This is a genomic window from Actinomadura sp. 6N118, assembly GCF_044326415.1.
Lineage (GTDB): Bacteria > Actinomycetota > Actinomycetes > Streptosporangiales > Streptosporangiaceae > Spirillospora.
This window is the reverse complement of record NZ_JBIRAZ010000007.1, coordinates 312,067-330,362: the sequence shown is the minus strand read 5'-3', so window position 1 is coordinate 330,362 and position 18,296 is coordinate 312,067. Positions and strand designations below refer to the sequence as shown.

The following is an 18,296-nucleotide window of genomic DNA, read 5'->3' as shown; positions in this document are numbered from 1 at the left end:
TGAATGCCGGGAGTCCGGGGTCCGGCAGCGGGTGAGCACACTCGTCGTCGTACCGGCACTCAACGAAGAGCTCGCCATCGCAGGCGTCCTCAGAGAACTCGCTCTCTACTGTCCGGACGCCGACGTGCTCGTCATCGACGACGGCTCGGCGGACGGCACCGCCGCCACGGCGACTGCCCTGGGCGTCCCCGTCGTACGGCTGCCGTTCAACCTGGGCGTCGGCGGGGCCATGCGCGCCGGATACCGGTACGCGCTGCGCCACGGGTACCAGGCGGTGGTCCAGGTGGACGCCGACGGCCAGCACGACGCCTCGTACATCCCGCAGCTCGTCGCCGAGCTGGACAAAGGCTCCGACCTGGTCATCGGCGCACGCTTCGCCGGAGAGGGCGAGTACTCAGCCGGGCGCGGACCGCGCCGCTGGGCGATGAGCCTGCTCGCGGGCGTACTGTCCAGACTGGCCGGAACGCAGCTCACAGACACCACGAGCGGCTTCCGGGCTGCGGGCCCCCGGGCCGTCCAGCTGTTCGCCGAGCACTACCCGGCCGAGTACCTCGGCGACACTGTCGAGTCGACGGTCATCGCCGTGCGGTCCGGCTACCGGGTCCGGCAGGTGCCGGTCGCGATGCGGCCGCGGGCCGCCGGGCAGGCCAGCCAGTCCTCCCTGCGTGCGACCATCTATCTGCTGCGCGCCGTCGTCGCGCTCGGGCTGGCGCTGGTGCGCCGCTGGACGCCGAGGACATCCGCGGCATGAAGGTCTACCATCTGGGACTCATCGGCGCCGCGATCGCCCTCGTCGTCATCTTCGAGATGTTGCGCCGGCGCCGGCTCCGCGAAAAGTACGCGATCATCTGGGTCGTCCTGGCCGTCTTCATCGTCCTCATCGCGGCATTCCCCAACATCCTCACCTGGGCCGCCGACCTCACCGGGGTCCAGGTCCCGGCGAACCTCCTGTTCTTCGGCGCGAGCCTGCTGCTACTCGCCATGAACGTCCAGCTCAGCTCCGAAGTGAGCCGCCTGGAAGACAAGGTCCGCACGCTCGCCGAAGAACTCGGCCTCCAACGCCTGCGCGTCCAGCAGATCGAACAACGGCCCGGCCGGCTCGACCAGGCCGAGCCTTCTGACGCCCCCTGACTCAGCCGCGTCGGCTGTCTTCGCCCACGCCTGCCTGATCCACGCCTGCCGATGCAGGCCTGACTGATCCCCGCTTCGGCCCTGCACCGTGCCGAGCCCATTTTCGTGCGCCTTGCCACTGATCTGCCGGCGCGCGTCTTCGTGATGGAGTGAACCGTTGATCAACCGTCTGTTCGACCGGCTCTCGGATCTGGCGGTCGTGGCGTTCGCGGTATGGACGGCCGTGTACCACGTGGGACTGCTGTTCACCCCACCCACATGGGTTTTACTGTCTTGCTGGCTCGTGGTGCTCGCGATCCTGGGCGGGCTGTACGCGTGGTGGTTGACGCCCCAGCCGGCTGAACGAGGGGCGGAACGAGCGGCTGGCGCTTCCGTCGACCGGCCGCCGCTCGGCTACTGGGCGTTCGCCGCCATCGCAACCGGCGTGGTCGCGGGAGCGGCGGCGGGGCTCCACAAATCCGGTGTGCCCTGGTGGCTGGTCTGGTCGGCCGGGCTGCTGAGCGTCGCGGCCACCGCCGTGGTCTTCGTCGGCGCCCGGGGCGGCGCGCAGGTCCTGCGAGGCAGAACCGACACGGACGAGCCCGCACGCGACATGACGGCGGTGCCCGTGCTGACGGCCGCGGGCTTCGCGATCGGTTCTCTCTTCCTCGTCAACACCGATGGCGACGACGCGTTCTTCGTGTCCCGCTCGGTGTGGACCGCCGCCCATGGCCGCATCGCGCTCCAGGACGTCATCTTCACGCAGGGCGAGATCCCGCCGATCGCGGGCGAGCCGCCGGTCTCCTCGATCGAGGTCCTGGTCGGGGCGCTGGCCCGGGAACTGGGGGTGCCCGCGGCATCCCTTCTCTGGTACGTCGCGCTCCCGGTGGTCGTCTTCCTCGCGGTCTGGGCGCTGTGGCGGCTGGTCCGGGAATGGGCACCGCGGCGCCTGCTCGCCTGCTTCGCGGTCGCCGTGGTCTACCTGGTCTGGTCAGGCGAGAGCGGCGGCTCGCTGGGGGCGTTCCACTTGCTGCGCATGTGGCAGGGCAAAGCGATGTTCGTGTCGGCGCTCATCCCGCTGTTGTACGTCTACCTGACCCGCTGGGCGGAGCGGCGTTCACCATCCGCACTCGTGCTGGCCGCGGCCGCGGGCGTCGCGGCGACCGGGCTCTCGTCCACGGCGGCGCTCCTCGTCCCACTCGTCGTCGCGGCGGTGGCGGGACCGCTGATCATCACGGGCCGGATCCGCGTCGGGCTGGCTGCCGCGGCGGCGCTGGCCTACCCGGTCGGCGCGGGCCTCCTGGTCACGCTCACCCACAGCGGCAGCGCGATGGTCGAGGGGCACGCCGACGGTGCGGCCTCCAGCTACGCGAGGGTCCTGCTCACCGGAGTGATCGGCGTGATCGGCGGATGTGCGCTCTGGCTGGGTCCGTGGCTGGCCCGCCCGGGTGTCCCTGCGCTGATCACCGGCGGGGTCGCGGCCGTCGCCACCGTGCTGCTCATGAACGGGCTGCTGGAGTTCACGGGCTCCGCGACGGGCGCCGGACCGGTGATGTGGCGCACGATGTGGGTCGTACCCGCGCCCGTGCTGGTCGGCCTGCTCGCCACCGTCGCCCTTCCCCGGGCACTCGCCCATGTCAAGGCAAGCCGGTGGTTCGCGCTGGCGCCTGCTGGGCTCATCTGCATCGCCCTTGTGGTGAGCGGGCTGCCGCTCTGGACGCAGGACGCCGGGACGCGCGTCGAAGGCCGCCCCTCCTGGAAAGCCGTTCCCAAGGAACTGCGGACATCGCGGGCGGTGGTGGAAGCGGCGAAGGAACGCGGCGGTGGCACGGTGTTGATGCCCCAGCGCTACATGCGGACGGTTCCGATGTTCGCGATCAGGGTCAACGCGGTCAGCCCCAACAGCCATCACCTCACTATCCTGGGCGCGTCTCGTTCGTTCACCAACGACCGGAAGCTGCTTGACCAGCTCGTCCAGTCACCGCGGAGCCAAAAGCCGGCCGCCGGGGCTGTGCGCGACGCCCTGCAGCGGGTCGGGGTCACCGTGGCCTGCGCGTATCACACCGACAAGGCGGCGCTGCGGCTTATCGCCGCCGCCGACTACGGCGAGCAGCGCAAGGTCGGCGGCCTCGGCTGCCTCTTCGCGAGCGGCTCCGAACGAAACCCTGGCCCCCAGCGAAACTCTGACCCCACAGCGAAACCCTGACGCCTCCTGGCGTACGACCGCAGTTCGCCAAAGCCGTCCACCATCTCCGGGATGACCGACCAAGCAACCGAACCGACGATCATCACTGACGAGCGGCCCTGGGGGCGCTTCGAGCGGTTCACCCTGAACGAGCAGTCCACCGTGAAGATCATCCACGTGGCGCCGGGACAGCGGCTCAGCCTCCAGCGGCACCGCCACCGCGACGAGCTGTGGGTGGCGCTGGACCGCGGCGCGGTCTTCGAGGTGGCGGGGCAGCGGATCGAGCCGGAGGTCGGCGAGCGGGTGCTGATCAAGGCCGGTGACACGCACCGGATGGGCTCGTCGGGACCGGCCGTGCGCGTTCTGGAGATCGCCTTCGGTGAGTTCGACGAGGACGACATCGAGCGCCTCGAAGACGCCTACGGCCGCGCCTGACCCCCATGTGACCGATGACCGACGTGAGCGGACGCGACGCCACCGTGACGACCGCAGGGACGACCGCAGGGACGACCGCAGAGGCTGCGCCCCAGGGCAGGCGGGCGCGGGACCCCTTCTTCGACAACGCCAAGTTCGTGGCGATCGTGCTCGTGGTGGCCGGCCATGCCATTGGCGGGCTGCGGGACGTGCCCGCCGCGCGGGCGGTCTACGTCTTCATCTACATGTTCCACATGCCGGTGTTCATCCTGCTCACCGGATACCTGTCGCGCGGCTTCACGCTGGCAGGCGGCCGGGTACGCAAGCTCACCCTGCAGCTCGTCGTGCCCTACGTGCTCTTCGAGGTCCTCTTCTCGCTCTATTTCTGGGCGACGACGAACAAGCCTCTGGAGTTCAGCCTGCTGCAGCCGACGTTCGTGATGTGGTTCCTGATGGCGGTCTTCCTGTGGCGGCTGTCCACGCCCGTCTGGAAACAGCTGCGCTGGCCGTTCGCCATCGCGCTGGGCATCTCGCTCCTGTCGTACATGACGGAGATGCCCAAGGAGCTGAGCCTGCACCGCATGTTCGGGCTGCTTCCCTTCTATGTTCTGGGCACGCTGCTCCGCCCGGAGCACTTCCAGGCGCTGCGGACGCCGCGGGCGAAGGTCGTCGGCACCGCGGTCCTGCTGGCCGGGCTGCTCTTCATCAGCACGGTGGGCCGCAAGCTGCCGCACCAGTGGGTCTACTGGGACAGCGGCCATGAGGCACTCGGTGTCGGCAACCTCATGGGGACGCTGATCCGGACCGGCATGTTCGGGCTCTCGATGACCCTCACATTCGCCTTCCTGGCGGTGGTCCCGGCACGACACCTGTGGTTCACCGTGCTGGGCGCCACCACGCTGTACGCGTACCTGCTGCACGACTTCGCCGTCCGTACGTTCATGATCTATTTCGGCTGGTACGAGCTCGAATGGCTGCACACCCTGCCTGGCGTCACGCTGGTGGCGGTCGCGGGGTGCGTGCTGGCGACCGTACTCTGCACGCCACCGGTCGTCCGGGCCACACGATTCCTCGTCGAACCAAGGCTGACCTGGCTTTTCGCTCCAGCGCAGCCGTCCCTGCCGGCACCCCGGGGCGTCCACCAGAGCGGTAAGCCTTAGGCAGGACGACAGCGCCCGTTCATGTTCGGGACACAGAACCGCAGAACTGCGTCCCTAACGTCTGGGGCTCCGGAGTCGAAAGCTCCCCCACACCCCTTACCACCTGAGGAAACACGTGCGTGTCGTCTGCATCATCCCCGCGCGCGGCGGCTCGAAGGGCGTTCCCCGAAAGAACCTCGCCCGCATCGGCGGCCGCAGCCTCGTGACCCGTGCCGTCCAGTCGGCGCTCGCCGCACCGCTCATCGACGCGGTGGTGGTCAGCACCGACGACGCCGAGATCGCCGCCGAGGCCCGCGGCGCCGGCGCCCGTGTGGTGGACCGCCCGGGCGAGATCAGCGGCGACACCGCCTCCTCCGAATCGGCGCTCCTGCACGCGCTGGACCAGATCGAGGAGAGCCCGGAGGTGACGGTCATGGTGCAGTGCACCAGCCCGTTCATCGATCCGGCCGATCTGGACGCCGCCGTGGGCCGCGTGCTGGACGGCGCCGCCGACAGCGTCTTCGCGGCGATGGAGTCCCACGAGTTCCAGTGGCGCGTGGTCGACGACCGGGGCGTCACCGCGGTCGGCCACGACGCCACGCAGCGGCCACGACGCCAGGACCGGCCCGTCCACTACCGCGAGACCGGCGCGTTCTACGTGATGCGCACCGCGGAGCTGCGCGTCCTGAAGCACCGTTTCTTCGGCCACATCGCGGCGCAGCCCGTCCGGCCCGAGCACGCCATCGAGGTGGACACCGCCACCGACCTGGCGCTCGCCCGCGCCGTGGCGCCGATCGCCGAGCCGCCGGAGGCGCTGGACGTCGACGCGGTGGTGACGGACTTCGACGGCGTGCACACCGACGACCGGGCCTGGGTGGACCAGGACGGCACGGAGAGCGTGGCCGTCAGCCGTTCCGACGGCATGGGGGTCGCGCTGCTGCGCCGTGCCGGCGTACCGCTGCTGATCCTGTCGACCGAGGTCAACCCGGTCGTGGCGGCACGCGCCCGCAAGCTCAAGGTGCCGGTGCTGCACGGCCTGGAGGACAAGGCCGCGGCGCTGCGCAAATGGATGGCCGACGAGGGATACGACCCCGAACGGGTCGCCTATGTCGGCAACGACGTCAACGATCTCGGCTGCCTGGCACTCGTCGGCTGGCCGATCGCCGTTCCCGGCTCCCATCCCGAGGTGCTGGCGGCGGCGCGCATCACCCTCACCCGTCCCGGCGGCGCCGGGGCGGTCCGCGAACTCTGCGACCGGATCCTGCGGGCACGCGGGACCTCGGCGCGGACCGAACAGGAATCCAAGGACGGCGACATATGAGCTCGGCAGTGGACACCCGCACCGTGCGGATCGGCAACACCGAAATCGGCGAGGGACACCCCGTCTACGTCATCGGTGAGATCGGCATCAACCACAACGGCGACGTGGACATCGCCCGCCGTCTGATCAACATCGCGGCCGACGCGGGTTGCCAGGCGGTCAAGTTCCAGAAGCGCACGCCGGAGATCTGCGTGCCGGTCGAGCAGCGCGACAAGCTCCGCCAGACTCCGTGGGGCGAGATGACCTACATGGAGTACAAGGAGCGGGTCGAGTTCGGCACCGACGAGTACCAGCAGATCGCCAAGTACGCCGCCGACCGCGGCATCGACTGGTTCGCCTCGCCGTGGGACGTGCCGTCGGTCGAGTTCCTGGAGGAGCTCGACGTCGTCACGCACAAGGTCGCCTCGGCCTCGGTCACCGACCACGAGCTGCTGCGCGCGCTGGCCGCCACCGGCAAGCCGATCATCCTGTCGACCGGCATGTCGACGCTCGACGAGATCGACGCCGCGGTGGAGGTCCTCGGCACCGAGCGGCTGATCATCCTGCACTCCACCTCGACCTACCCGCTGCCGCCCGGGGAGGCCAACCTCCGCACGATCGGCACCCTCCAGCAGCGGTACGGCGTGCCGGTCGGCTACTCCGGCCACGAGCGCGGGCTGCAGATCTCGCTGGCGGCCGTCACGATGGGCGCGGTCATGGTCGAACGCCACATCACCCTGGACCGCACCATGTGGGGCTCCGACCACGCCGCCTCGCTGGAGCCGACCGGCCTGGAACACCTCGTCCGCGACATCCGCATCATCGGCGAGGCGCTCGGCGACGGCGACAAGCGGGTGTTCCCCGGTGAGGAGGAGCCGCGGGCCCGCCTGCGCCGGACCACGGTCTGAGGAACCGAGCGTGACCCCAGCGCTCTCCGTCGTCATCCCGGCCCGCGACGTCGCCCCCCATCTGGACGACCTGCTTCGCGGTCTGGCCGCCAACGCCCGCGCCGACGTCGAGTTCATCGTGATCGACGACGGCTCCGCGGACCGGACCCCGGAGATCCTCCAGGAGGCCCGCCTCGACGGCCTCACGGTGGTCCGCAACGACCACCCCACCGGCGTCGCGGCGGCACGCAACCAGGGCTTGGCGCTCTCCTCTGGCCGATACGTCACGTACCTGGACGCCGACGACTACGTCATGCCGGGCTACTACAGCGACCTCCTGGCGGCGATCGAGAGCCTGGGCTGCGACTTCGTGCGCGTCGACCACGTACAGGTGACCGGGACCCGCCGGATCCCCGAGCCGGCCCCAATGGGCCGGCGCGGGGTGGTCCTCGACCCCCGTGACGGGATCCTCCCGGTGCACGAGAACTCGATGGTCGACTATCCGGCGATCTGGGCCGGCATCTACCGGCGAGAACTCGGCGAGCTGCTCACCATGGACGAACGGCTGCACACCGCCGAGGACCGCCCATGGGTCTGGCGGCTGCACCGGGAGGCGGCCTCGTACGCGGTCGTCTCCCTGGCCGGGCTGCACTACCGCCAAAGAGCGGGCTCGCTGCGCCAGATCGGCGACGAACGCCAGCTGCACTTCTTCGACGCGTTCGACCAGGTGATCCAAGATCTGGCGGACGATCCTGACCGGGAGAGCTTCCTGCGCAAGGCGGCCCGCACGTACTGCGCCATCATCGCGTTCCACCTCAAACGACGAGACCGCCTGTCCCCCGAGCTCAGAGAAAGACTCTACGAACGCGGCCGGACCGCCCTGCGATCCCTGCCGGAGGAGACCCTGGCCGAGACGTTGCCGGGCATGGGCGCCGAGCGGGCCCGCCTCTTCGCCGACCTGCTGGGGGTCACATGACCATCCAGCTCTTCACCTGCGCCTCCGTACCAACTGCCCTGGCCATGGCCGCCGCGGTCGACGCAGGCATGCTCGGCTCGGCCCAGCGCATCCTGCTGGTGAGCGACGAGACGACCATCCCCGAATTCGCGCCCTCACTCCGTGACACCCCCGGCTTCGCCACAGCCGCCGAGCGCTTCGCCCAGACCCTGTCGTGGAACGAGACCATCGCCCCGGCCCACCCGGCCGCCTGGACTCCGCGCAGCGAGGACCGCCCGCTGTTCGAGCGCATGCTCCGCCGCGAGTGGAACCTCGGCAGCGAGCCCATCGAACTGATCGTGGGCTCCGCGACGTCCGCGCAGAGCAGGGCCCTCGCCACGATCTTCCGTTCGGCCCCGGTCACCGTCTGCACCGCCTCACCCGAGGTGTACGCGCCCACCCCGGCCGCCCTGCCCACCGGAATGAGCAGCCGGATCGAGCGCCTCCTCCACCTGGACCTGGTCCCCGGCCTGACCCCCCACCTCCTGGGCGAGTACGGCACCCCGGCCGAGGTCATCCCACCCGACGCCTACCGAACGCTCCTCACCGAAGCCGCCACCCAGGTGAACCCGCCCCCCGGCACCGCACTCATCGCCGGAACCGCCGAACGGGCGAAGGACCTCACCATGCTGCGCGCCGTCGCCGCGAACGGCCACAAGACCATCGTGTACGCGCCGCCCCCCGAAGCGCCGACTTGGCCAGCCACAAGCCTGGCAACCCGCATGGCCAACGAAGCCGAGACCCTCGGCGTGCGCCTGCTGACGACCGACCCCGCATACCCGTCGGCGCCAGTCGAGGTTCTCTGCGCCGCCCTGGCCCCGGACCTCGTTGTAGGTTGCGACGTCTCCGCCCTCCTTGCGACCTGGCGCTACCTCGACATCCCCACCGCCTACGCAAGCGCGGAAAAGAACGACGATCGCCAAATCCCCGCCATCATCGCGGCACACGTGTTGCCTCACCTCGCCACCGAGGGCACGCTCCCACTCAGCGGTCCGACGCAAGCGCAGGCACAGGCTGACGGCTTGGCACGGGAGCTCGGCGCGCTGGTGAATGCGGTGAGTTACTGCTTGCGGCCTGGTAGTCGGCCGGATTTGCGGGCCGATGCCAGTGCTTACTTGGAGCGCCACGTGGGCTCTCCTTACTTCCAGCGGGAACGGCTTGCTGAGCTCGGGCTGCCTGGTGGGACGCCGCCTCAGGTGGAGGAGCCTGCACCGCCGCCGCCAGAACCGGTCGCGCGTAAGCGTGGCCGTATCACCACACGCCTGCTTCGATCCGGATAACCGTCCTCAACCACCGTCCTCCAGCCCCCACCCACCGCCATCAAATGACGAGCTTCGCTCGGCGACTCACTCAACGAAACGGCCTCATGAGCAAGGAGAAGATCCGATGACCACGTTGTCGGTCATCGTGCCGGCCAGGAACGTCCAGGGCTATGTCGGCGACATGCTGCGCGGTCTGGCCGCGAACGCCCGGGATGACTTCGAGTACATCGTCGTGGACGACGGTTCGACCGATCGGACCCCGGAGATCCTCGCGGCGGCGGCCGAGCGCATCCCGCAGCTGACGGTGGTCCGCCACGACCAGGCGAAGGGGCTGAGCGGCGCGCGCAACGCGGGGCTCGCGGTCTCGGCCGGCCGGTACATCAGCTATCTGGACGGGGACGACTGGGTCGTTCCGGGTTACTTCACCGATCTCGTCGAGGCGATCGACGGGTTGGGGTGTGACTTCATCCGGGTCGACCACATCCAGGTCTTCGGGCGTCGCCGGGTGGTGGAACGCGCGCCGGCGCCGAGGCGGGGGGTCGTGTTGAAGCCGCGGGAGTCGATCCTGCCCGCGCACGACAAGACGATGGTCGACTACCCGTACGCCTGGGCCGGGGTCTTCCGGCGGGAGCTGGCCGACGCGGGCATGCTGACCTTCGACGAGCCGCTGCTGACCGCCGAGGACCGGCCGTGGATCTGGCGGCTGCACCGGCTGGCGGGGTCGTACGCGGTGGTCTCCATTGCGGGCCTGCACTACCGGCGCGAGGTGGCCGGGTCGTTGACCCAGGTGGGCGACGCCCGGCAGCTGCATTTCTTCGACTCGTTCGACATGGTCCTGGCCGAGCTCGCCGACGACCCGGACCGGGTGCCCTACATCCGCAAGGCCGTGCGGACCTATCTGGCCGTCATCGCGCACCATCTGTCGGAGCGGGAACGGTTGACGCCTGCGCTCCGCCGGCAGTTGCGCGCCCGCGCCCGGACCACCATCAAGGGCATGCCGCCCGAGGTGCTCGCGGAGGTCCTGCCCGGCCTGGGCGGCGAGCGGACGCGGTTGTTCACCCAGCAGCTCGGAACGGACGTGATCCTGTGACCCAGATCTTCGTCGCGGGGACCATGTACGGCGCGATGACGGTCGCGGCCGCGATCGACGCCGGCCTCTTCGGGGGTGGGCGGCGGGTGCTGCTGACCGCCAACAACGCGGCCATCCCGCAGCTCGCCACGCCCCTGCACGAGATGCCCGGCTTCGAGGCGCTCGCCGGCCGCTTCCACGAGGTGCTGTCGTGGAACGACCTGATCGATCCGCTGCATCCGTTCGGCTGGACGCCGCGCGCGGAGGACCTGCCGGTCTTCGAACGGCTGCTGCGCGACCGGTGGGGCCTCGGCACGGACCCGGTCGAGCTGGTGACCGAGTCGATCGCGGTGAGCCCCGGCCGGGCGCTTGCGATGATCTTCCATGACGCGCCGGTGACAGTGTACTCCGACGGGCTCATGGCGTACGGGCCGACCCGGACGTCGCTGCCCAACGTCGGCCCGCGGATCGACCGGCTGCTGCACCTGGACCTGGTGCCGGGCCTGAAACCGCGCCTGCTCGAAGAGTATGGAGTGCCGCCTGCGATCGTGCCGGACGAGGCGTTCCTGGCGGTGCTGGCCGAGGTCACCACGGAGGTCGCGCCGGTGCTCGCCCGGCACGGCTCGGGCTTGGAGGGCGCCGCGCTCATCGTCGGCCAGTATCTGGCCGCCCTCGACCTGATCTCCGAGTCCGCGGAGGAGGACCTGCACCTGCGGATGTTGCGGGGTTGCGCCGCGCGCGGCCACACGACCGTGCTGTTCAAGCCGCACCCGACGAGCCAGACGTCGTTGTCCGGACGGCTCGCCGAGGAAGCCGGGAAGCTCGGCGTCCGGCTCGTGGTGATCGACGATCCGGTGCCCGCCGAGGTGTGGTGGGCCACGGCGAAGCCCGAGCTCGTCGTCGGCTGCTTCTCGACCGCCCAGATGACCGCGCTGCGCTTCTTCGGGGCCACGGCCGCGTGCAGCGGTACGCGCATGATGCTCGACCAGCTCACCCCGTACCAGAACAGCAACCGCGTTCCGCTCGTCATCACCGACACGCTGCTCCCCCATCTGGACGCGGAGGGCAAGCTCAGCACGCCGGTGATCGATCTGGACCGGGCCGGGGAGGAGCTGGCCCCCCTGCTGACCGCCGTCACGTACTGCATGCAGGCCGGCAGCCGCCCCGAGCTGCGGAACGACGCCCAGGCGTTCCTCGCCGAGCACGCCGAGGGCCCGATGTTGCGCTATTTCAAGCGGCGCCGGCTGACGAGCCTGAAGCTCCCCGGCGGCCTGTCCCAGTCCAACCGCCGGCTCCTGACCGCCGCGCTCCCCCCGCACACCAAGCGCCGCGAGCTGGCATTGAAGGCGCTGCGAAAGACCGAGGAGATGCGCGGCCAGACCGACGAATGAACCGTGCGGTCAGGTCGATGAACAGATGAACAGGGGAGCTACAGGTGGGCGTAGGCCTGCTGGGGAAAAGCCGGCTGCCTGGGGCCGCCCGTGGGGCGGGGTTGTTCGTTGCACGCCATGTCGTGTTCCTGGGCTTGCTGGCGTACGCGATCCAACTGCGCGTGATGGCGACGCGCGGCTATCCCGGCGGGCTGTGGTTCGGCGACACCGGTAAGTACCTCGACCACGCGGCACACCTCAGCCCGGGGAGCTGGCACACCAGCGGCTATTCGGCGTTCCTGGCGTTGCTGCGCTCCGAGCACAGCCTCACGGCGGTGGTCGCCGTCCAGCACTCGCTCGGCGTGGCCACCGGCGCCATGGTCTACCTGCTGCTCCGCAACCGGGGCATCGCGGCGTGGTGGGCCACGCTCGCGGCGGTGCCCGGGCTCCTGGACGCCCGGCTGCTCCAGCTGGAGACCATGCTGGTGTCCGAGTCGCCATGGATCTTCTTCATGATGCTGGGCGTCACGCTGGGGGCGTGGCGGTTCCAGCGTGCCCGGTGGGCGTACTGGATCACGGCGCCCCTGGCCGGGCTGGCGGTCGCCGCCGCGACCCTGATCCGGCCGCCCGCCGCCCTGATCGTGGTGCTGATCGCCGCCCGGCTGCTCTACCGCCGCCGGACCCGGTGGGTCACGGTCGCGCTGGTGGCGGCGTTCGCGATCCCGGTCGGGTCGTACGCGGTGTGGTTCCACGAGGAGTACGGCCGGTACGGGTTGAGCAACAGCGATGGCGCCTTCCTGTACGGCCGGACGGCGGCGTTCGCCGACTGCGCCAAGATCAAGCCACCCGCGGAGGAGCAGTTCCTCTGCCGCCCGAGACTCCCGGAGGACTCGGTCGTCGCTCCGGCGTTCTCCGCGCTCTGGGGCGGCTGGGGGACGTCCTCGGCGTTCGTCCGCTGGAACGGTGTGGAGAGGTCCGGCGCGGAGGGCAACGCGCTGGCCAAGAGCTTCGCCAAGCGCGCCATCCTGAAACAGCCGGGCGACTATCTGGCTGTCGTCTGGCGTGACACCGTCCGGTCCTTCCGGGCCGTGGACACCGCCTACCCCACGCCCGCCACTCCCGTCGCGCTGTCCTTCCCCCGGACCCTCACGCCGATGGAGGGCAACGGCGCGGTCAGCATCGCCCGCTATCTCGACATCCCGCACGCCGGGGCGGACGACCAGCCGCGCGTCGTCGAGCCGCATGCACGGCAGGTCCGCGACTACAAGGCCGGCCGCTGGACCAGCCTGCCCGGGCCGGCCCTGCTGCTCATCCTTCTGGTCGCACCCGTCGGCATGGTCGTGCGCCGCCGGTGGATCGCGGTGGTGCCCTGGCTGACCGCCTGGTCGCTGCTCGTGGTCCCCGCTGCGATGGCCGACTTCGATCCCCGCTACATCCCGCCAGCCGTCCCCTTCGCCGCGCTGGCCCTCGGGCTGGCGCCGCCGTGGCGGGCCGCGCCGCATCGATGGCGCGCGCCGATGGCCGCCGCCTCCGCAGCCGTCCTCGCCGCCGCGCTGCTCGTCACCTGGCCGGGCCCGGCCTCCGCACGCGAAGCCAAGCAGGCCGAAGCCGATCGGCGGCAGCTCGCGGCATCGCTCGAAAGCCTCCGCACTCCCGACGGTCTCTTCCGGCCGTCCACGGCCACCAATCCGGAGTGGTCGCGCAGGCTGCCCTTCCCGACGAAAGAGAAGCTGACCGCTCTCTACGCCTCGTACTACGTCACCCAGATCCGCTCGATGGGGCGGCTGCCCACCGCGGACCCCCGGATGGCCACGGGCCTCGCGGCGCGTACGCCGGACGTCATGCGGGCGACTCCACTTGACCGGGCGATCTGGCTCGTCACGCTCAAGCAGGCGGGCGGGACCGTACAGCCCGGCGTGGAGACCCGTATCCGCGGCGAGCTGCCACGCGGCTATCCGAGGGGCCGCGAGCTCACCCCGGAGAACGCGCGCCACTGGCTGCTCTCAGCCCAGCTCGCCAACGCGTTGAACGCCAAGCCGCCTACGTTCGACGAGCCGGAATTCGAGAGCTGGACCGCGACCAAACGAGGACGCGCCGCACGCGGCATCGCGCTCGAGACGATGAAGATCCTGGGCAGGCCCCTTCCGGCCGGCACGTGGCGGCCCGACATCGTGCCCGAGGTGCAATGGAAGGCCGGCGGGGCGCTGGACGAACTGGAGGGCGCCGCCAGCGGCCTCACCGCCACCGGCCTGCGGGCCCCCGACATGCTCGCGCTGGTCATCGCCGTCCGCCTGGACGCGCAGCGCGCATGCCCAGGCGCGCCGGCCCTCTACCAATGGGACCGCGACGCCCCCGTCTGCGACCTCCTGGCGACGCACTACGCCCTCCGCATCGACGCGTTCACCGCGTATTGAGACTCTGTTCAAACGGCCGGTGAACTCTACGATCTCGGGCACCCCGTTTGGCCCTCCAAATCGTCCTACAGGTGACACCGCGCAATGATCCGCCGGGGCCGCGGACGGTCCCTCCCGCAGACGGTCATTGCCACCCGAAGGACGTTTTGTGGCACCTGGTACCAACTCGATGAGGACCTGCGCCGTCCCGGCCTTCTCGGCGGCCGCGACGCTGGTCATCGCCCTCCTGGGCATTAGCGGACCGTCCTTCTGGCTCGACGAGGCGGCGACGATCAGCATGACCGGGCGCTCGCTGCCCGATCTCGAACGCGCCGTCCACCGGCTCGATCTCGTGCACTTCGCCTACTACCTGATCATGAAGCCGTGGGTCGCGTTGTTCGGCGACGGCGAACTCGCCCTGCGGCTACCCTCCGCGGTCGCCATGGCGGCCGGCGCCGCCGGAGTGGTGGCGCTCGGCCGCCGGGTGGGGTCGGACATGACGGGCCTGGTGGCCGGTATCTGCTATGCGACGAGTGTGACCGTCACCCGGTACGCGCAGGAGGCCCGGCCGTTCGCAATGGTCACGGCCACCGCCGTGCTGGCGACCTATCTGCTCGTACGGGCCCTCCAAGCCACGGAGGAGACCGGGACGCAGGAGACCGGGACACAGGAGACCGGGACGCAGGAGACCGGGACGCAGGAGACGCGGGACCGGCAGCAGGTCTGGCTCACCGGCTACGCCGTCGTCCTGGTGTTCGTCGGGCTCTTCAACATCTTCGGCCTGCTGCTGGTCGCAGCCCACGCGATCACACTTCTGTGGACGCGCGTGGAGCCGCGTCTCCTGCGCCGCTGGCTCGTCGCGACGGCGGCGGCGCTCGTCGTGCTCGCCCCGTTCGTCATCGTCTCGCAGACCCAGAAGGCACAGGTCGCCTCGCTGCAGAAGCCGACCACCGCCATGACCTGGAGCCTGGTGCGTTTCCTGGCGGGAGGGGAGCGGCTCATCCTGGTTCTCACCGCTCTCCTGGTCATCGGCATGATCGCTAGCAGGTTGCAACCGCCGCGAACGCCGCGCGTGCCGGGACTGTCCGCGCTGGCCGTGCCTTGGCTGTTCTTCCCGCCGGTCTTCCTCCTGTCGGTCTCGTTCATCCAGCCGATGTTCCGCACCCGGTACGTGCTGATGTGCGTGCCGGCGCTCGTGCTCCTGGTCGCGGCGGGGCTGGTGGCGCTCGGGCAGTTGTGGCGGCCCCTCACAGCGGTGGCCCTCGTGGCGGTGCTGGCGCTCACGGTCCCCGGCCAGTTGGAGATCCGCAAGCAGGACGAGCGGATCGACGACCTTCGCGCCGCCGCCGACATCGTCCGGGAACGAGCCATGCCCGGCGACGGGGTCCTCTTCCTCGCGCGGCACCAGCGCTGGCGCACGGCGGCCTATGCGGACGCCTACAAGGGACTCACCGATCTCATGGTCCGTAAGTCCCCGGCCAAAGCCGCCAACCTCGACGGCGAGGACGTGAACCCTGCGGTCCTGGCCACCCGGCTGTGCACCGTCGACCGGGTCTGGCTGATGGACGGCGGGGGTGCCCGCCAACCCTCGTGGGTCCGCAACCGCGAGAACCTCGTCCAGAGGATGGGCCTGGATGTGACTCTCGGCGTCTGGCGTTACAAGGGCGGAAGCATCAAGCTCGTCACACGCTCTCGTCCCGCCGACCCCGGTGTGTGCGGGGGCAGTCCCGCCACCTGAACGACTCCGCCACCTGAATGACGGCTGTGCGCTCAGCCTCCGGCCACGCGCTGCCGGGCTTGGCGCACGGCGGAGATGACCTCCATGGCGGCGGGGACCTCCAGGCGCATGCGGGCCCGGCGGCGGGCGCGGGCGCCGCCAGGATACGGGAGGCGGGTGGGCGCGGGCAGGCCGCCCGTCCGGGCCTGCACGACGAGGCCGGACAGGTGGGTGGTCCAGTCGTCGTCCACCGGGTCATGGAAGTAGTTGGCCGCGCACCAGCCCCGGTCGGGGGTACGGAACGCCCCCGCCTCAAGGTCGGCCAGCGTCCCGAGACAGTCACTGCCCTCGAAGACCATGTTGATCATCTCGGCGTTCACACCGAAGTCGGACAGGACGAGGAGGGGCACCCGCGCGGCGATGGCCTCCAGGGCCGCGGTGGAACTCACCGTGACGAAGCCCGCGGCGCGCGCGAGATGCTCACGCATGGGACCGGCGTCGAAGGTCAGGGCACCGGCGCGTACTTTGCCCTCGGTCACCAGGTCGCGCCAGAGAAGCTCGTAGTGGTGCAGCTCGCGGTGGGTCTGCTGCTCGTCAGCGCGAGCGCGCAGCTTCACCACAGGCCGCAGATCCGGGCGTTGCCCGGCCAGAGCCGCCAGCGAGAGGAGGATGCGACGTCGTTCGTCCAGCGCGACGGGCACCTTGGCCTGCGTGGCGAAGACGACGCGATCGCGTTCCGGCTTGGGCGGCGCCGGATCGAGGAACGGGAGCCGGGCGCGGCCCACCGTGCCACGGACGCCGAGGGCGCGGGCGATCCCGGTGAACTCGTCGACCTCGCGGTGGCTGTGCACGATGAAGAGGTCGGCGGCCGAGCGGAAGACCCAGGCGCGTTCACTGGCGGGCACCGAGATCCCGGGCAGCCCGGAGACCAGGACGGGCCGGGGACCGGCGCGGTCGAGGATGATGCCGCTCAGCACCTCGACCACCGGGCCGGTGCAGGCGAGCAGCACGACGTCGGGTTCGTACGAGGCGAGCAGGCGGCGCAACCGGCGGGCGGGGAGCACCTCGGCCTCGGCGGTCATGGTCCCGTTCAGCGCGGCCCGGATCTGGTCCGGGGACGGTGTGATCGGGGACCGCACGACCGCGGTGCGCGCGGTCCAGCCGGGCGGCAGCGCGTCGAGCAGGCCGGCCGCCCACTTGAGGTACGAATCGGAGTCGGCGACGGCGAGGACCCTGGCGGTCAACGGCTGGGCTCCAGGCCGTCCAGGAAGAGGCTCAGGTGCTCGCGCAGTCCGGCGTCGGCCTGGTCGGTCCACCACTCGGCGGGAACGGTCACGCCCTGGATCGTAGTGCCGTTTCCCCGCAGGACGAGCCTCAACGAGGTGAGCGCGGTCGACGGCAGGCTGATCACCCGGTGCTCGCGGGTGAGCCCGCGCAGGCAGACCTCGACGGGCGGCCCCGGCTCGGCCACCGCGATCCGCGGGTTGCGCCGGAGCTCGGCGAGGTCGGCCGGAAGCTCACGCCGGTGCGGGCGGTAGGCGATCGGCTCGGCGGCGGCCAGATCGGCGACCCACTCCAGGTAACGCTCGCGGTGCACGAGGCCGTTCGCCACCAGGGAACTGCCCAGGACGACCTGGCGTTCCGGCGGCGGAGGTCCGGCGGGACGGCTCCGCAACCACGGGAAGTCATGCCCGACGATCGTGACGCCGTGCTTCGTCACGGCCTCGCGCAGGTCCCCCGGGACCGGGAGCGCAGTGAAGATGATCAGGCGGCCCGCCCGGCCGAGGGCGCGCAGGCGGGTGGCGGCGGCCAGGCCCAGCGCCTGCCGGGTCACCGTGGGCTGGGCGCGCGCCCGGATCAGCGGCCGTGGATCCGGCGCGGCGAGCAGTTCGAGCAGATGGATGGTGGCCAGGCCGTCATCGGCGATGATCATCCGCTGCGCCCGGAACGTCAGCAGCCGTCGCTGCACGGTGCCCGAGAAGGCGTCGCCGATCACCAGCGTCCCGGTGCCGCCCGGCAGCGGCACCCGGGAGCCCACGTGCAGGCCCGCCAGCCCCAGGTGCGGGCCGAGGCGTTCCACTTCGGACGCCGTCGCGACCAGCGGCTCCACGCCCGACCGCAGCACGATCTCGGTCCCGTGGCCGAGCAGGCCTGCGTGATGGGCCTCGACCGCCGACAGCAGCTGTAGCGGCGACTCCACCCACACCTTGGTGGCGGGCGGCCGTCTGAGCGCGGGCGGTGACGGTGCGGAAAGGGACACCCTGCGCATTGTGGCCCGGCTTCGCGACGGGAAGGTGAACCTCCGAACAACTACATGGGGATATTGCCCTCAGGGATGGTTCCGTCCGGGAATGGTTCCGCCCATCGACCGGCCGACGTTCACCCGAGGTCACCCTCCCGTACGGCGGGAATTCTCCCAGCCCGCCCACAATCGCCCAGAAGGACAGTGTCTTCCC

The 18,296-nt window shown here is 70.6% G+C and carries 15 protein-coding genes; 13 read left to right on the top strand and 2 right to left on the bottom strand.

The features are described 5' to 3' along the window. The first annotated feature begins 31 nt into the window (after window positions 1–31). The 13 genes from ACH34W_RS20525 to ACH34W_RS20465 all read left to right on the top strand — a co-directional run bounded on the left by ACH34W_RS20525 (window position 32) and on the right by ACH34W_RS20465 (window position 15,861). Window positions 32–751, top strand: a complete 720-nt coding sequence (locus ACH34W_RS20525; RefSeq protein ID WP_395962521.1) for a glycosyltransferase family 2 protein — start codon at window positions 32–34, stop codon at window positions 749–751. After that, window positions 748–1,131, top strand: coding sequence for a DUF2304 domain-containing protein (locus tag ACH34W_RS20520; protein WP_395962520.1), 384 nt, complete (start codon window positions 748–750; stop codon window positions 1,129–1,131). Before ACH34W_RS20525 ends, ACH34W_RS20520 begins: the two co-directional genes overlap by 4 nt. Window positions 1,132–1,288: 157 nt before the next feature. Next, window positions 1,289–3,316, top strand: coding sequence for a DUF6077 domain-containing protein (locus ACH34W_RS20515; RefSeq protein WP_395962519.1), 2,028 nt, complete (start codon window positions 1,289–1,291; stop codon window positions 3,314–3,316). Window positions 3,317–3,367: 51 nt separating this feature from the next. Continuing rightward, window positions 3,368–3,730: a phosphomannose isomerase type II C-terminal cupin domain gene (locus tag ACH34W_RS20510; protein WP_395962518.1), complete on the top strand. Its 363-nt coding sequence runs from the start codon at window positions 3,368–3,370 to the stop codon at window positions 3,728–3,730. A gap of 14 nt (window positions 3,731–3,744) precedes the next feature. Continuing rightward, on the top strand, window positions 3,745–4,869 hold the full coding sequence (locus ACH34W_RS20505) for an acyltransferase family protein (RefSeq protein ID WP_395962517.1): 1,125 nt from the start codon (window positions 3,745–3,747) through the stop codon (window positions 4,867–4,869). Window positions 4,870–4,984: 115 nt separating this feature from the next. Continuing rightward, a complete protein-coding gene (locus ACH34W_RS20500; protein ID WP_395962516.1) occupies window positions 4,985–6,169 on the top strand; it encodes a cytidylyltransferase domain-containing protein in 1,185 nt (394 codons plus the stop codon). Further along, window positions 6,166–7,056, top strand: a complete 891-nt coding sequence (locus ACH34W_RS20495; RefSeq protein WP_395962515.1) for an N-acetylneuraminate synthase family protein — start codon at window positions 6,166–6,168, stop codon at window positions 7,054–7,056. Before ACH34W_RS20500 ends, ACH34W_RS20495 begins: the two co-directional genes overlap by 4 nt. Window positions 7,057–7,066: 10 nt before the next feature. Continuing rightward, window positions 7,067–8,011 (top strand): glycosyltransferase family 2 protein, encoded by a 945-nt coding sequence (locus tag ACH34W_RS20490; protein ID WP_395962514.1) that lies wholly within the window; start codon window positions 7,067–7,069, stop codon window positions 8,009–8,011. Further along, entirely contained in the window at window positions 8,008–9,309 is a 1,302-nt protein-coding gene (locus ACH34W_RS20485) for a hypothetical protein (protein WP_395962513.1), read from the top strand. The genes ACH34W_RS20490 and ACH34W_RS20485 overlap by 4 nt, the downstream gene beginning before the upstream one ends. A gap of 106 nt (window positions 9,310–9,415) precedes the next feature. Beyond that, window positions 9,416–10,381: a glycosyltransferase family 2 protein gene (locus ACH34W_RS20480; protein ID WP_395962512.1), complete on the top strand. Its 966-nt coding sequence runs from the start codon at window positions 9,416–9,418 to the stop codon at window positions 10,379–10,381. Further along, a complete protein-coding gene (locus ACH34W_RS20475) occupies window positions 10,378–11,751 on the top strand; it encodes an alpha-2,8-polysialyltransferase family protein (protein WP_395962511.1) in 1,374 nt (457 codons plus the stop codon). Before ACH34W_RS20480 ends, ACH34W_RS20475 begins: the two co-directional genes overlap by 4 nt. Window positions 11,752–11,852: 101 nt before the next feature. After that, window positions 11,853–14,144: a phospholipid carrier-dependent glycosyltransferase gene (locus ACH34W_RS20470; protein WP_395962510.1), complete on the top strand. Its 2,292-nt coding sequence runs from the start codon at window positions 11,853–11,855 to the stop codon at window positions 14,142–14,144. A 148-nt stretch (window positions 14,145–14,292) separates the two neighbouring features. After that, on the top strand, window positions 14,293–15,861 hold the full coding sequence (locus ACH34W_RS20465) for a glycosyltransferase family 39 protein (protein WP_395962509.1): 1,569 nt from the start codon (window positions 14,293–14,295) through the stop codon (window positions 15,859–15,861). 32 nt (window positions 15,862–15,893) lie between these two features. Here the strand turns inward: ACH34W_RS20465 and ACH34W_RS20460 are convergent, their stop codons facing one another. Then, window positions 15,894–17,084: a DUF6716 putative glycosyltransferase gene (locus ACH34W_RS20460; RefSeq protein ID WP_395962508.1), complete on the bottom strand. Its 1,191-nt coding sequence runs from the start codon at window positions 17,082–17,084 to the stop codon at window positions 15,894–15,896. Next, window positions 17,081–18,100 (bottom strand): hypothetical protein, encoded by a 1,020-nt coding sequence (locus ACH34W_RS20455; protein ID WP_395962507.1) that lies wholly within the window; start codon window positions 18,098–18,100, stop codon window positions 17,081–17,083. Before ACH34W_RS20455 ends, ACH34W_RS20460 begins: the two co-directional genes overlap by 4 nt. Between the last annotated feature and the right edge of the window lie 196 nt (window positions 18,101–18,296).

Coding starts and splice junctions, on each gene's coding strand:
- ACH34W_RS20520 (WP_395962520.1), top strand. CDS start 748: ATGAAGGTCTACCATCTGGGACTCATCGGCGCCGCGATCGCCCTCGTC.
- ACH34W_RS20510 (WP_395962518.1), top strand. CDS start 3,368: ATGACCGACCAAGCAACCGAACCGACGATCATCACTGACGAGCGGCCC.
- ACH34W_RS20505 (WP_395962517.1), top strand. CDS start 3,745: ATGACCGACGTGAGCGGACGCGACGCCACCGTGACGACCGCAGGGACG.
- ACH34W_RS20495 (WP_395962515.1), top strand. CDS start 6,166: ATGAGCTCGGCAGTGGACACCCGCACCGTGCGGATCGGCAACACCGAA.
- ACH34W_RS20485 (WP_395962513.1), top strand. CDS start 8,008: ATGACCATCCAGCTCTTCACCTGCGCCTCCGTACCAACTGCCCTGGCC.
- ACH34W_RS20480 (WP_395962512.1), top strand. CDS start 9,416: ATGACCACGTTGTCGGTCATCGTGCCGGCCAGGAACGTCCAGGGCTAT.